9 protein-coding genes are annotated in these 13,406 nt (G+C 68.1%); 4 read left to right on the top strand and 5 right to left on the bottom strand.

Features of this window, described 5'->3' with window-relative positions; translation table 11 throughout:
• Nucleotides 1–29: 29 nt before the first annotated feature.
• Both E0L93_RS14855 and E0L93_RS14850 read right to left on the bottom strand, forming a co-directional pair.
• Nucleotides 30–683, bottom strand: a complete 654-nt coding sequence (locus E0L93_RS14855) for a hypothetical protein (RefSeq protein WP_132692857.1) — start codon at nt 681–683, stop codon at nt 30–32.
• The gene (locus E0L93_RS14850; protein ID WP_132692856.1) at nt 673–2,157 is read right to left on the bottom strand and encodes an alkaline phosphatase family protein; all 1,485 of its coding nucleotides are present in this window, start codon (nt 2,155–2,157) and stop codon (nt 673–675) included. The genes E0L93_RS14855 and E0L93_RS14850 overlap by 11 nt, the downstream gene beginning before the upstream one ends.
• Nucleotides 2,158–2,392: 235 nt before the next feature.
• On the opposite strand from E0L93_RS14850, the gene E0L93_RS14845 reads away from it, so the two are divergent.
• Complete coding sequence (locus E0L93_RS14845; RefSeq protein ID WP_132692855.1) at nt 2,393–3,718, top strand: S8 family serine peptidase; 1,326 nt, start codon at nt 2,393–2,395, stop codon at nt 3,716–3,718.
• Here E0L93_RS14845 and uvrA read toward each other — a convergent pair.
• Nucleotides 3,715–6,564 carry an excinuclease ABC subunit UvrA gene (uvrA, locus tag E0L93_RS14840; RefSeq protein ID WP_132692892.1) on the bottom strand — a complete coding sequence of 950 codons (2,850 nt, stop codon included), beginning with the start codon at nt 6,562–6,564 and terminating at the stop codon, nt 3,715–3,717. The genes E0L93_RS14845 and uvrA overlap by 4 nt on opposite strands.
• A 198-nt stretch (nt 6,565–6,762) precedes the next feature.
• Here uvrA and E0L93_RS14835 point away from each other — a divergent pair, with 198 nt between their 5' ends.
• From E0L93_RS14835 to E0L93_RS14825, 3 genes are all read left to right on the top strand, one after another.
• Nucleotides 6,763–8,430 carry a PucR family transcriptional regulator gene (locus E0L93_RS14835; protein WP_132692854.1) on the top strand — a complete coding sequence of 556 codons (1,668 nt, stop codon included), beginning with the start codon at nt 6,763–6,765 and terminating at the stop codon, nt 8,428–8,430.
• Nucleotides 8,431–8,693: 263 nt separating this feature from the next.
• Nucleotides 8,694–10,091, top strand: a complete 1,398-nt coding sequence (locus E0L93_RS14830) for an ammonium transporter (protein WP_132692853.1) — start codon at nt 8,694–8,696, stop codon at nt 10,089–10,091.
• A 116-nt stretch (nt 10,092–10,207) separates the two neighbouring features.
• Nucleotides 10,208–10,963: an SDR family NAD(P)-dependent oxidoreductase gene (locus tag E0L93_RS14825; protein WP_132692852.1), complete on the top strand. Its 756-nt coding sequence runs from the start codon at nt 10,208–10,210 to the stop codon at nt 10,961–10,963.
• Nucleotides 10,964–10,991: 28 nt separating this feature from the next.
• On the opposite strand, the gene E0L93_RS14820 is transcribed toward E0L93_RS14825, so the two are convergent.
• Together E0L93_RS14820 and E0L93_RS14815 are read right to left on the bottom strand one after the other, a co-directional pair.
• Nucleotides 10,992–12,440, bottom strand: coding sequence for an aldehyde dehydrogenase family protein (locus tag E0L93_RS14820; protein WP_207890539.1), 1,449 nt, complete (start codon nt 12,438–12,440; stop codon nt 10,992–10,994).
• 99 nt (nt 12,441–12,539) lie between these two features.
• A complete protein-coding gene (locus E0L93_RS14815; RefSeq protein ID WP_132692851.1) occupies nt 12,540–13,358 on the bottom strand; it encodes a fumarylacetoacetate hydrolase family protein in 819 nt (272 codons plus the stop codon).
• Between the last annotated feature and the right edge of the window lie 48 nt (nt 13,359–13,406).

Genomic DNA, 13,406 nt, shown 5'->3' with positions numbered 1-13,406 from the left:
CGGAGAGATTATACCGCGGGGCGCCGCCCCTACTTCTTCCGGCGCCCGGCCCGCGCCCGCCCCAACCGCTCCCTGATCTCGGGCGGCAGCGCCTCCTCTCCCCCGGCGCGGGAGTAGCCGATCCCGGCCACGTACCCGCCGGCGGCCGCGGCCATGGCGGCGAAGACGGCCCCCGTTATCCCGAGCAGCGCGAAGTCCAGCGCCAGCACCACCAGCCCGCCGGCGAGCACGATGGCGGCCGCCACGCCCACCAGCCGCCTCCGGAGCCGCTCCGGGGCCGAACCGGAGAAGAGGGCGTAGAGCACCATCCCGGTCGCCAGCCCGGAGAGCGGCACGAACAGGTACCCCAGAGCGCTGTCCAGCCAGGCGAAGAAGAAGAAGCTGGTCCAGCCCACCATCGCACCGAGTGCGGATCCGACCCGCCGGCTCCGGCGGGGCTCGCCCCGGTAGGTGCGGTAGCCCAGGATCGCACCCACGATCATGCCGGGGACGATCAGGAAGAGCCCGTAGAGCGTGAGCCCGACGAAGGTCTGCTCGAAGATCTCGGGCTCGCCCAGATAGCGGAAGGGCAGCGGCAGCAGGAACGCGGCCGCCAAAAACACTAGCATCCCCATATTGACCCAGGTGATGCACCCGAAGGCCCGGCGGATCCTGACACTGCGCCCCACTCCCTCAGAGGACACCGGGCTCCACCCTGCTCCGCTCGAAGTGCTCCAGCAGCATCGGGGCCACATCCGTGATCCGGCGCGGCGCGGGCAGCCCGCAGGCCAGCACGAAGACGTTGGAGTCGCTGGCGTGCAGCGAGCCGTGGTCGCTGGCCTCGTGGAACTTCCCGGAGACCTCCCCGAAGGTGTAGCCGGGCGTGGCCGAGAGTATGACGTCCCCGCACCGCGGCGACTCCAGCGCGCCCCGCAGCCGTCCCAGAGCATCCGGGTACTCGCCGTACCGCAGCTCATCCCCGTCCACCTCCATGTCCAGAGTCCCGGGGTCTCCTCGCAGCTCCCACCGGCAGCCGAAGCCGTCCGCCGGCCCCGTACCGGGCCGGAAACTAATCTCCCGCCCGAGCCGCCGCACGGTACACCACTCCCCCTCGCGCCAGGCCGCCAGGTCTATCCCCCGGCGTGCGACGAGATCCTCCACGACCTCCCGCTCCACCCCCTCCCGGAAGTACAGCAGGGCGGACCGGCCGTTCGGCACGGCCACGAGATCCACGCCCGGACCGAACCCGGCCCGGGCCCCAACGGCCGCCCGCTCGCCCAGGATCTTAGCCAAGCGCACGTGCCGCCGCCGCTGCGGCATGAGCGGGGTGTGACCATGGTCGGAGAGCACCACGACCGCGTACTCCTCCAACACCCGCTCCAAACCGCCGCCGGCGCGCAAGATCTCCGCCACGTACTCGTCCAGCTTCCCCACGTACCTCCGCTGGGCCTCCAGACCGTAGTGGTGCGCGATCGAATCCCCTTGGTAGAAGTACACCAGCGTGAACGGTGCGGCCCGCTCCCGCACCAACCTCGCCCCAACGGCCGCCGCGTACTCGTCGTTGATCCCAACCGAGCGCCGCAGCCCGCCGAGCCCCCGATAGCCCTGCAGCCCCGTATCCCGGGTGTAGAAGATGTCCCCCAGATAGTACTCCTTCGGGCCGGAGACCACCTCACCCAGGTACTCGCCGTAACCGGCGACGCTCTTTACTATCTTCAGCCGCACCGGATGCTCGTACGGACCGCGCCGGATCGGAAAGTTCACGCACGCCCCCTCCACCCCGAACTCATGCAGCCGCTCGAAGAGCGTCGCAGCCCGCAGATGATCGCGGTTCATGCGCCAGACGTTGTTGTGAAAGACCTTCAGGGGGCCGGTGGAGATGACGGTCTCCGTCGTCGCCCCGTAGACGATCACCTCCCCTTCCCCCCGGTCATACCAGGCGTGCCCCACGATACCGCTCCGGCCCGGAGCCTCCCCCGTCACGATGGCCGCCGTCGCCGCCGGAGTTATGCTCGGGAAGACCGAGACCGCATCCCACACCGCCTCTCCGCGCCCGGCCAGGGCCTCCAGCGCCGGCGCCTCCCCGCCTCCGATGGCGTCCTGCAGCACGCTCGGCCGGATGCCGTCCAACACCAGCATCAAGACCGGCCGCGCCAGACCCTGCTTGTTCTCTTCCACACTCTGCAAGGCTCATCAATTCTATCCGAGATGCGCTCCGAACGTCACCGGGAGACCCGGCCACAAGGAATCGTCACACTTCTTGCTAATACGCAAGCAATCAGGTTGAAAACGAGCATTCAACGGGTATGGTTTGTAAGGTATGGAACGGTGAGGACGACCGGGAGAGGAGGGGATAGAGATCTTTTCGAGAGGTGTTAACTTACCGGGGTATGCGCTGGCCGCGTTCGCGCTCATGTTGCTGGCGCTCTTCGTCGCGTCCGGTTCATCCGGGGCGCAGCAGGCTTCGGTGAAGGTGGACGGTGTGTTGCAGGTGGAGCTGGCCGGGCTAGACGCCGGTGAGGTGACGCGGGCGATCCTCACCTTCGAGGGCCGGCCGACGCAGGAACAGATCGGTGCTGTGCGGGAGACGGGTGTTGCGGTGCACACCTTCCGGGAGCTGCCGATGCTGGCCGTGCGGGGCACGGCGGCTCAGATCCGGGATCTCTTCGACCTCGACGGTCTGACCGGCGTCTGGGCCGACCAGCGGTTGGAGTACCACCTGCATGAGAGCGTGCCGCTCATCGGGGCCGACCGGGTGCACGAGGAGCTCGGGATCACCGGTGAGGGCGTCGGCATAGCGATCCTGGATTCGGGAGTCGACGGGCTGCACCGGGACGTGCGCTACCCCGAGCGCACGGTACAGAACGTGAAGATCCTGGGCGATCTCTTCTTCGACACCGCGACCGTGTGGGTCGAGAACCAGCCCAACACCGACACCTCCAGCGGGCACGGCACGCACGTGGCCGGCATCGCCGGCGGCGACGGCACCGAGAGCGGTGGCTACTACACGGGCGTGGCGCCGGGCTCGGACATCATAGGTATTGGGGCCGGAGACACGCTCTTCATCCTGTACGCGCTGGAAGGCTTCGACTACGTACTGGCCAACGCCGAGCGCTACAACATCCGGGTCGTCAACAACTCCTGGGGCACCACCGGGGAGTTCGACCCGGAACACCCGATCAACGTCGCCACCAGGTGGGTTCACGACCGCGGCATAACCGTGGTTTTTTCGGCCGGCAACTCCGGACCGGCTCCGGACACGCTCAACCCGTATGCGGTGGCGCCGTGGACGATAAGCGTGGCGGCCGGAGAGAAGGACGGCCGGACGCTGGCGGACTTCTCTTCGCGCGGCCGTCCCGGCGACGACCTCTACCGGCCGGATCTCACCGCGCCGGGCGTGGACATAGTCTCCGCGCGCGCCTCGACCGGGGCCACCATCAACGCGCTGACGGCCCGCAGGGACGCCACCTACGTCCCTCTGGAGTACATCGCCCGCTACACGACGGCGAGCGGCACCTCGATGTCCGCGCCGCACGTGGCGGGCACGGCCGCGCTGATGCTGGAGGCCAACCCGAACCTGACGCCGGATGAGATCAAGGACATCCTCCGGCGGACCGCCGACCCCATGCCCTACGAGGAGTGGGAGGCCGGCGCGGGCTACCTGAACGCCTACAGCGCGGTCACCGCCGCCGGGCGCGAGGCCGACACCAGACCCGGCAAAGGCAAGGGCCGCCGCTAACTGGCCGCGGCGACCTTCGGCAGCAGGTCGCGCAGGAAGCGGCCGGTGTGAGAGGCCTCCACGCGGGCGACCTCCTCGGGAGTGCCGGTGGCGACCACCTCGCCGCCGGCGTCTCCCCCCTCTGGGCCGAGGTCTATGACGTAGTCGGCGGAGCGGATAACGTCGAGGTTGTGCTCGATCACAACGACCGTGTTCCCGGCGTCCGCCAGGCGGTGCAAAATGGCCAGCAGCCGCTCCACGTCGGCGAAGTGCAGCCCGGTGGTCGGCTCGTCCAGTATGTACAGCGTCTTGCCGGTGGCGCGCTTGCCCAGCTCGCTCGCCAGCTTCACCCGCTGCGCCTCGCCGCCGGAGAGGGTCGTGGCCGGCTGCCCGAGCCGGATGTAGCCGAGCCCCACGTCGCGCAGCGTCTTTAGCCGGCGCGAGATCGCGGGCACGGCCTCGAAGAACCCGCACGCCTCGTCCACCGTCATCTCCAGCACGTCGGCGATGCTTTTGCCCTTGTAGGTGACGCGCAGGGTTTCGGCGTTGTACCGGCGGCCCTTGCAGACCTCGCACGGCACGTAGACGTCGGGCAGGAAGTGCATCTCGATGCGGATCTGGCCGTCTCCCCGGCACGCCTCGCACCGGCCGCCCTTCACGTTAAACGAGAAGCGCCCCGGCTTGTACCCTCTTATCCTGGCCTCCGGGGTGGCGGCGAAGAGCTGCCGGATATGGTCGAAGACCTTGGTGTAGGTCGCCGGATTGGAGCGCGGCGTGCGGCCGATCGGGCTCTGGTCTATATCTATGACCTTGTCCAGCTGATCCACGCCATCAAGACCGGTGTGGCGCCCGGGTCGGTGCTTGCCCCGGTTGACCCGGTTGGCGAGAGCCTTGTAGAGGATCTCGTTCACCAGCGTGCTCTTCCCCGAACCCGAGACCCCCGTCACGCAGGTAAACACCCCGAGCGGGAAGCTCACGTCTATACTCTTCAGGTTGTGCTCGCTCGCCCCCAGCACGGTGACGTACCCGGTCGGCTCCCGCCGCTCGGCCGGGGGCTCGATCCTGCGCCGCCCGGCGAGGTAGTCCCCGGTCACCGAGCTTGGCTCGGCCTCGATATCCGCGACGCCGCCCTGAGCCACGATCTCGCCACCGTGCACCCCGGCCCCCGGCCCCACGTCCACGATGTGATCTGCGGTGCGGATCGTCTCCTCGTCATGCTCGACCACGATCAGGGTGTTGCCCAGGTCCCGGAGCCTGAGGAGCGTCTCCAGCAGCCGCCGGTTGTCCCGCTGGTGCAGCCCGATGGAGGGCTCGTCCAGCACGTAGAGCACGCCCACCAGCCCGCTCCCGACCTGGGAGGCCAGCCTTATCCTCTGCGCCTCACCGCCGGAGAGCGTGCCGGCCGAGCGGCTCAAAGTGAGGTAGCCTAGCCCCACGTCGTGCAGGAAGCCCAGGCGCTCCCGGATCTCCTTCACCACCCGCTCGGCGATGAGCCACTCCCGGGAGGTGAACTCCACCGTCTGCAGGAACTCCAGCGCCTTCGTGACGCTAAGCTGCGTGAACTCGTAGATATTGATACCCCCGACGGTCACCGCCAGAGCTTCGGGCCGGAGCCGCGCCCCCTTGCACTGCGGGCAGGGAACGTGGCTCATGAACTCTTCGATCTTCTCCCGCAAGTACTCAGAGTCCGTCTCCGTGTAGCGGCGCTGGAGGTGTCCCACCACCCCCTCGAAGCTCGTCATGTACTGCCGCTTGCGCCCGTAGCGGTTGGTGTATGAGATGTAGAACCGCTCCCCATCCGTGCCGTGCAGCAGCAGCTCTCTGTGCTCCTCCGGCAGCTCCCGCCACGGGGCGTCCAGATCTATGCCGTACTTGTCCGCGAGGCCGCTCAGGATGCCGGCGTAGTACTCGCTGGAGGAATTGGCCCACGGCGCCAGCGCCCCCTCGTTCACCGAGAGGCCCTCATTCGGCACTACCAGCTCCGGATCTATCTCCAGCCGGCTGCCCAGACCGTCGCACCGGGGACACGCCCCGTGCGGGCTGTTGAACGAGAAGGTGCGGGGCTGTATCTCGGCTATGGACGCCCCGCAGTTGGTGCACGCGAAGTTCTCAGAGAAAAGCATTTGCTCCCCGGCCGCCCCATCCCGCTCCACCGTCTCGACCAAGACCAGCCCCTCGGCCAGCTTCAGTGCCGTCTCGATCGAGTCCGTAAGGCGGCGCTCGATTCCCTCGCGCATCACCAGCCGGTCTACCACCACCTCGATGTCGTGGCGGTGGTTCCTGTCCAGGTTCAGATCCACCGGCAGCTCGTGCACCTCGCCGTCCACCCGCACGCGGGCGAACCCCTCCTCGGCCAGCTCCTTGAAGAGCCTGCCGTACTCGCCCTTGCGGCCGCGCACGACCGGCGCCAGCACCATGAAGCGCGTCCCCTCCGGAAGGCCAAGCACCCGCTCCACCATCTGCTGCGGCGTAGAGCGGGCGACCGGGAAGCCGCAGACGTGGCAGTGCGGCCGTCCGGCCCGGGCATACAGGAGCCGGAGGTAGTCGTAGATCTCGGTCACCGTGGCTACGGTAGACCGGGGGTTGTTGCTCGTGGTCTTCTGGTCTATGGAGACGGCCGGGGAGAGCCCGTCTATGTGGTCCACGTCCGGTTTGTCCATCTGGCCCAGAAACTGCCGGGCGTAGGCCGAGAGACTCTCCACATAGCGCCGCTGCCCCTCGGCGTAGATGGTGTCGAAGGCCAGCGACGACTTGCCGCTCCCCGAGAGGCCGGTGACGACCACCAGCACGTCCCTCGGGATGGAGACGGTCACGTTCTTCAGGTTGTGCTCCCGCGCCCCGCGGACGACGATCTGCTTCTCCGCTATCTTACGTCCCCTCTTCGGCCGGAGGAACGATCTCGAAAAGTATACGGCCTCCCGCCCGGAGGCCAACCGCCACTTCTACTGCCCGGCGGATAATTTTAACACCGCGATCCGGCCTCTCAACGGATATCGTTTGCGATTCCCTCCGGGCGGGTCCAGAATTACGGCGGACGGAGCACCGCGAGCGCGTGAGGAGAGCCGTTGAACCTGAGAGAGCTGAGCCGGTTGCTGGCCGACGAGCTGGAGGCCCGGTCCCCGGTGCCGGGAGACGCCGCGGCCCGGATCCGGGGGCTCGCCGTGGACGACGGCTCGGAAGGCTGGCTCGGTAAGGAGGAGGTCGCCATCACCGCCCGCCCCTTGCTGGATACGGCCTTTCTGGAGCGCATCTCGGAGGCGAGCTCACCCGCCGTCATCTGGCGCACCGACTCCCGCCCGCCGGAGGGGATTATCGAGGAGCTGCGGCGGCGCGGGATCGGGCTTCTCACGGTATCCGGCGTTCATTCGGCGGGCAGGATAATCTCCGCCGTCTTCGAGCCGGACGAGAAGCTGCTCTACTCGCACGGCGTGGCACGCGAACTGCTGGAGGGGCTCACCGCCGGGGACGTCCTGGCGCGTGCGGGCAGGCTGCTCGGGTTCCCGGTGGCCGTGGAGGACTCCGTCGGGCGGCTCGTGGCCGGCGGCGATGAGGCCGGAGAGCTCGTCCGCTTCCTGCAGGAGCGCGGCGTCCGGGCCTCGAAGCCGGACGGCGTCGAGGAGACGCGGCGCGAGCGCCGGGACCGCTACGTCCGGCTGCCGGAGGGCTTCCTCTCGGTCCCCGTGGAGCGCTGGCGGGTGGAGGACCGCGAGCTGTTCTGGACACCGGTCGGCGGCCGGACGCCCTCCGGCTACCTGTGGCTCGATCCGGGCGGAGACCTGCCAGCACACGCCGTGATCGTCCTCTACTGGGCGGTGCGCACCCTGGCGGCCGAGCTCGGCAAGGAGCGCGTCCGGCTGGAGACCGAGCTCAGCGTCCGCGGCGAGTTCGTGGACGACCTGATCCACGCCCGCTACGGTTCTGTGGAGCTGCTGCTGCAACGCGCCCGCTACCTGGGAGCGGATCTCTCCCGGGGCGCGCTGGTGCTCATAGTGGATATAGACGACTTCGCGAAGTACCTGGAGCGCCGCCGGCTCGAAGAGCCCGCCATTCAGGAGCTCAAGCGCCGGCTGGCCGACGCAACGCACCTGCAAGCCCGGGAGCTGTTCGACAACTACCTGCTTGCACCCCGCTCGGACAACGTCATCCTCTTCCTGCCTCCCTCTGGGAGCACGCCTCCGGAAGCGCTCCCGGAAGCCGCCGCCCGCCTGGCCACGAGGATCCAGCGGTACGTGAAGGGACTGCTGCCGGATCTCACGGTCTCCATCGGGACCGGACGCTACACCCCGGACCCCGCCCGGCTGCCGGAGGCCTACTCCGAGGCGGAGATGGCGTTAGAGATCGGGCGCAGGATCCGCGGTCCGTCCTCCTTCTCCACCTTCGAGGAGACCGGCACCTACAAGCTGCTCTTCCGGGTTCTGAAGGAGAACCCGGAAGAGCTAGAGGCCTTCTACCGGGAGACGGTAGCGCCGCTCGTCGCCTACGACTCTCGGTACGGCACCGAGCTGGTCGAGACGCTGGCGACCTATCTCAGGAACGACGCCAGCATGGCGAAGACCGCCGCGGAGCTCTTCGCCCACCGGCACACCGTCCGTTACCGGCTGGAACGCATCCGGGAACTCACGGGCCTGAACGTGGACCGCAGCGAGGATCGCGAGAGCCTCACGCTGGGGATCAAGGCCATGCAGCTCCTCGGCCACGCGCCCCAGCAGCCGGCCAGCTTCCTTGACCGCTGAGGTTTGGGATCCCGCCTTCTGAGGTAGAGATATATTAAAGAGCCGTCTCACAAGACGGTTCGGGGAGGGTGGGACTACTTCCCTTTCACACTCGAAACCCTTGTTTCCCCACCAGACCCGCCCTCCCCTCCCTTGTACGCCGGGTCCAACCCCGCCCCTCCCCCACGCGCGCAATCTCTGTACACCGGGCCGATGACGCCCACCCGGCCGGAGCAATAACCTTCCTGCCGTAGTCGTGGCACCCTTCCGGAGAGGAGAAGTACTTGCGCAGGTTAGCAATCGTAGCGTCAGCCGCCGCCTCGCTGACCCCGGCTCCGGCTCTGGCTCAGGCACCCTCACCCGCTGAGACGGCGGCTACCCTGGACGTGCTGTGGGTCATGGTCGCCTTCGTCCTGGTGCTGTTCATGCAGGCGGGCTTCGCGATGCTGGAGGTCGGGTTCTCCCGCATGAAGAACGTGGGGAGCGTGGTAGCCAAGATCCTGGCCAACATGGGCGCCGGCTTCCTCATCTTCTGGGCGCTGGGCTTCGGTCTGGCCTTCGGCGCGGGCAACGCCCTGTTCGGTACCGAAGGCTTCTTCCTCACCGGTGACATGGCGGCCGTCTCCGACCCGCTGCCGCCCTCGATGCTCTTCCTCTTCCAGGCCGCCTTCGCGCTAGTTTCGCTGGCCATCGTGTGGGGCACCATGCTGGAGCGGACCAAATTCCCGGTGTACCTGATCTTCGCGGTCGTCTTTGTGGGCCTGATCTACCCGCTGGTGGCGCACTGGGTCTGGAGCGACGCCGGCTGGCTCGGCGGGCTGGGCAAGCAGGACTTCGCCGGCTCCACCGTCGTTCACCTCTCGGGCGCCATGGCCGCCCTGGCCGGGACGCTCATCCTCGGCCCCCGGCTCGGCAAGTACGACGAGCACGGGCGGCCGCAGACCATCCCCGGGCACAATATGCCGCTCGCCGTGCTCGGCGTGCTTATCCTGTGGCTCGGCTGGCAGGGCTTTAACCCAGGCTCCACGCTGGCCGCCGGGCCGGAGATAGCGGACATCGCGCTCACGACGAACCTCGCCGCCGGCGCCGGCGTGCTGGGCGCCATCGCCATGAGCTACCTCTACCGGCGCACCATAGACGTGGGAATGGCCGGCAACGGCGCGATCGCGGCGCTGGTCGCCATCACCGCCGCCTGCGCCTTCGTCGCCCCCTGGGCCGCCGTGGTCATCGGGTTTATCGCGGGCGTTATCATGTACGCCAGCCTCGTCTTCTTCGACAGCATCGGCGTCGACGACCCGGTGGGCGCCATCGCGGCCCACGGCATGGGCGGTATCTGGGGTACGCTCTCCTGCGGCCTGTTCACTACCCCCGAGCTGGCCGAGTCGGTCGGTGCCGGAGGCCCCGGCCTCTTCTACGGCGGCGGATTCACCCAGCTCGGCGTACAGGCGGTCGGCATCCTGGCGGCGGGAGGCTTCGTCTTCCTCGCCTCCCTGGCGGTGTTCGCCGCCCTGAAGGCTACCATCGGCATCCGGGTAAAGCCCGAGCAGGAGCTAAACGGCCTGGACATCAGCGAACACGGCGTCTACGGTCTCGCCGAGAGCCTGGTCGCCACCGACCACCCGACCAACGGCAACCACAGAAGCCCCTCCCCTATCTCCCACCCCGCCGGAGACACCGCGTAGCCGGCCCGTTCCCTCGAGAGCCCCGGAGCGCGATGCGCCCCGGGGCTCGCCCTCCGGACCCGTCCGGGGTAACCTGAAAGCACCCCACGGGAAACGGAGAAGGGAGGAGATGCTCCATGGTAAACCTCGACGGCAGGGTGGCGGTCGTCACCGGCGGGGGCGGAGGGCTGGCCGAGGGGATCTGCTCCACCCTGACCGCCTCCGGAGCGGCGGTCGCAGCGGTGGACGTGGAACTTAAGAAGGCCGAGAAAGTGGCGCAGATGGCCGCCTCAAACGGCGGCGGGCGCTGCACCGCAGTTGAGGCCGACGTCTCGGATCGCACCTCGGTGGAGGCGATGGTCGAGAAGGTAGCTGCGGAGCTCGGCGGCATAGACATCCTGGTCAACAACGCCGCCATCTACCCCTTGCGCCCGTGGACGGAGATCGAGGAAGAGGAGTGGGACCGGGTGCTCTCGGTAAACCTCAAGGGCTACTTCCTGTGCGCCCGGGCCGCCTACCCTCACCTCCGGGAGAGCGCGGGCGGCAGGATCATCAACGTAGCCTCCATCACCTTCTTTATCGGGTGGGCGGGCTTTCTGGACTACGTCTCCTCCAAGGGCGGGGTCATAGGCTTCACCCGCACGCTCGCCCGCGAGGTGGGACCCGAGGGGATAACGGTTAACGCCATCTCTCCCGGCGCCTTCCCCACCGACGCCGAGCGGGTCCACCCCGACCAGGAGGAGCTCAACCGCCGGATACTGGAGCAGCAGTGTATCAAGCGGCGCGGAACCCCCGAAGACGTGGGCAACCTGGTAGCGTTTCTCGCCTCGGACGCCGCCTCTTTCATCACCGGGCAGACGATCATGATCGACGGCGGCTGGGCCATGCACTGAACGCCGCCCGAGTCTGGCAGCAGAGAGCCTACAGCGGCAGGACCGAGACGGTCTTCCAGGAGGAGTAGAAGTCTAGCGCCGCCGGACCCTGCTCCCGGCCACCGACGCCACTGGCCTTGTTGCCGCCGAACGGCACCTGGAACTCCAGGCCCGCCGTGGGCAGGTTCACATTGACGAGGCCGCTCTCAGAGCGCGCCGTGAACTCACTCGCGTAGCGCAAAGACCGGGTGGCTATCCCCGCGGTGAGCCCGTAGCGGGTGTCGTTGGCGAGCTCCACGGCGTGATCGAAGTCCTGCGCCTTAATAACGGCGAGCACGGGGCCGAAGATCTCCTCCTGCGCCGTGGTGCTCCGGTTGTCCACGTCGGCCACTATGACCGGCGAGATGTAGTAGCCGTCATCTTTGGAGCCGGTGGCCCCGCCATCGAGCACCCCCCTACCTTCGCGCTTGGCGGTCTCTATGGCCTCCAGGATGCTCTCGTACTGCTTCTCGTCCACGACGGGACCTACCGTGCCCTCTTCCTCCAGGGGGTCCACGGGCTTGTAGGACCCTGCGGCCTCCAGCAGCTCCCGGATGAACTCCTCGTAGACCTCCTCGACCACTATGGCGCGGCTTGAGGCGGTGCACTTCTGGCCGGCGTAGCCGAAGGCCCCGTAGGCGACCTTCGCCGCAGCGTCCTTGAGGTCGGCGTCCTCCATGACCACGTAGGGGTTCTTGCCGCCCATCTCCAGCTGCACCTTCTTGCCCACGGCCCGCTCCTGTATCGATAGACCCACGGCCGTGGAACCGGTGAAGGAGATGCCCCTCACCCGCGGATCGGTCACCAGGGCATCGCCCGCAGTGCCACCCGGCCCGCTGACCAGGTTGACCACCCCGGCGGGCAGCCCCGCATCCTCGAGCGCCCGGATGAGGGCCGCCGCGTTCAGCGCCGCCTGCGTCGCCGGCTTGATGACGACCGTGTTGCCGCAGATCAGGGCCGGAGCCAGCTTCCACGCCGGGATGGCCAGGGGGAAGTTCCACGGGGTTATGAGCGCCACCACCCCGAGCGGCTCCCGAACCGAGCTCACCTGTACCCCGGGCCGCGTGGACGGCGGCATCATCCCGGGCATGCGCCAGCCCTCGGAGCCGTAGTAGCGGAAGATGGCCGCAGCCCGGGGCACCTCCATCCGGCTCTCGGTCATCGGCTTGCCCACCTCGCGGGCCATAAGCCGCGCCAGCTCCTCCCCACGCTCCTCGATGATGTCCGCCGCGCGCATGAGGACCGCGCCGCGCTCGGCGGGCGGCAGCGCCCTCCACTCCGGCAACGCCGCAGCCGCAGCGTCCACTGCCTGGCGGATCTCACCCGCTCCCGAGTTCGGCGTGGTCCCCAGAACCTCGGACGGGTTGGCCGGGTTCATGATCTCTAGCGTCTCCCCCGACTCCGCCGATACCCACTCACCGCCGATGAAGTTCAGGGATTCTACCCGGGACTCGATCACCGTTTTTCACCTCCTGAAATATACTTTCGGTTTTCGCCGGGCAAAGCTCGCCTGCCCGGTAAGCTCCGCTCTCTTACTTACCCTGTGCGGCGCGGCGGATCACAGGGTCACCTTGTTTTCGAGCACGAGCCCGCCGACCGAGATCTCGGTCCGGTCGCCCGGTTTGAGGGTGAACTCATCCGGCGGCACTATGCCGGTGCCGGTCATGAGCAGGGCTCCGTCCGGGAAGGAGAGCTCGCGCCCGAGATAGGCTGCCAGTTCCTCGAAGGAGCGGTGCATCCGGGAGGTGCTGATGGCGTCCTCGAAGGCCGGCTCTCCACCCCGCAGGATACGGAGCCGGATCTCCAAGCCGTCCAGATCCTCCGTCTCTCCCGGCAACACTATCCCCGGCCCGATGGCGCAAGAGCGGTCGTAGATCTTGGCCTGTGGCAAATACAGGGCGTTCTCGCCCTCGATGTCCCGCGAGGAGACGTCGTTCCCGGCCGTGTAGCCCACGACCTGCATCTTGTGGTCGAGTACCAGCACGAGCTCCGGCTCCGGCACGTTCCAGCCGCTGTCCCGGCGGATGCGGACCGGTTCCCCGGGCCCTACCGCCCGCCAGCCGACGGCCTTCAGGAAGAGCTCGGGCCGCTCGGCGTCGTAGACCCGGTCGTAGAGGTCGTCGCCGGACTCGGCCCTGCGGGCCTCCCGGCTGCGCTGGTAGGTCACCCCGCTGGCCCAGATCTCCTGCATCGGCTCCACCGGCGGCAGCAGAGGGTCCCCGTCCGCCGCCTCCCCGACCGGCAGCGTCTTAAGGAACGCCCGGACGTCTGCGGCCGGCAGCTCCAGCAGTAAACTCAGGGTGAACCGCGCCGGAAGGTACCGCCCGTCGAGCGCCCAGCGAATCTCCGGGCCGCGCCGGTGTCTGGTCAAGTACACGCTCTATACACCATCCCTCTCCCGCTCGTCTGCCACGCATTATCGTAT

This window comes from Rubrobacter taiwanensis, from assembly GCF_004337705.1.
Taxonomy (GTDB): domain Bacteria; phylum Actinomycetota; class Rubrobacteria; order Rubrobacterales; family Rubrobacteraceae; genus Rubrobacter_C; species Rubrobacter_C taiwanensis.
Note: the sequence above shows the minus strand (reverse complement) of the source record. Positions and strands in the feature narration are given on the sequence as shown.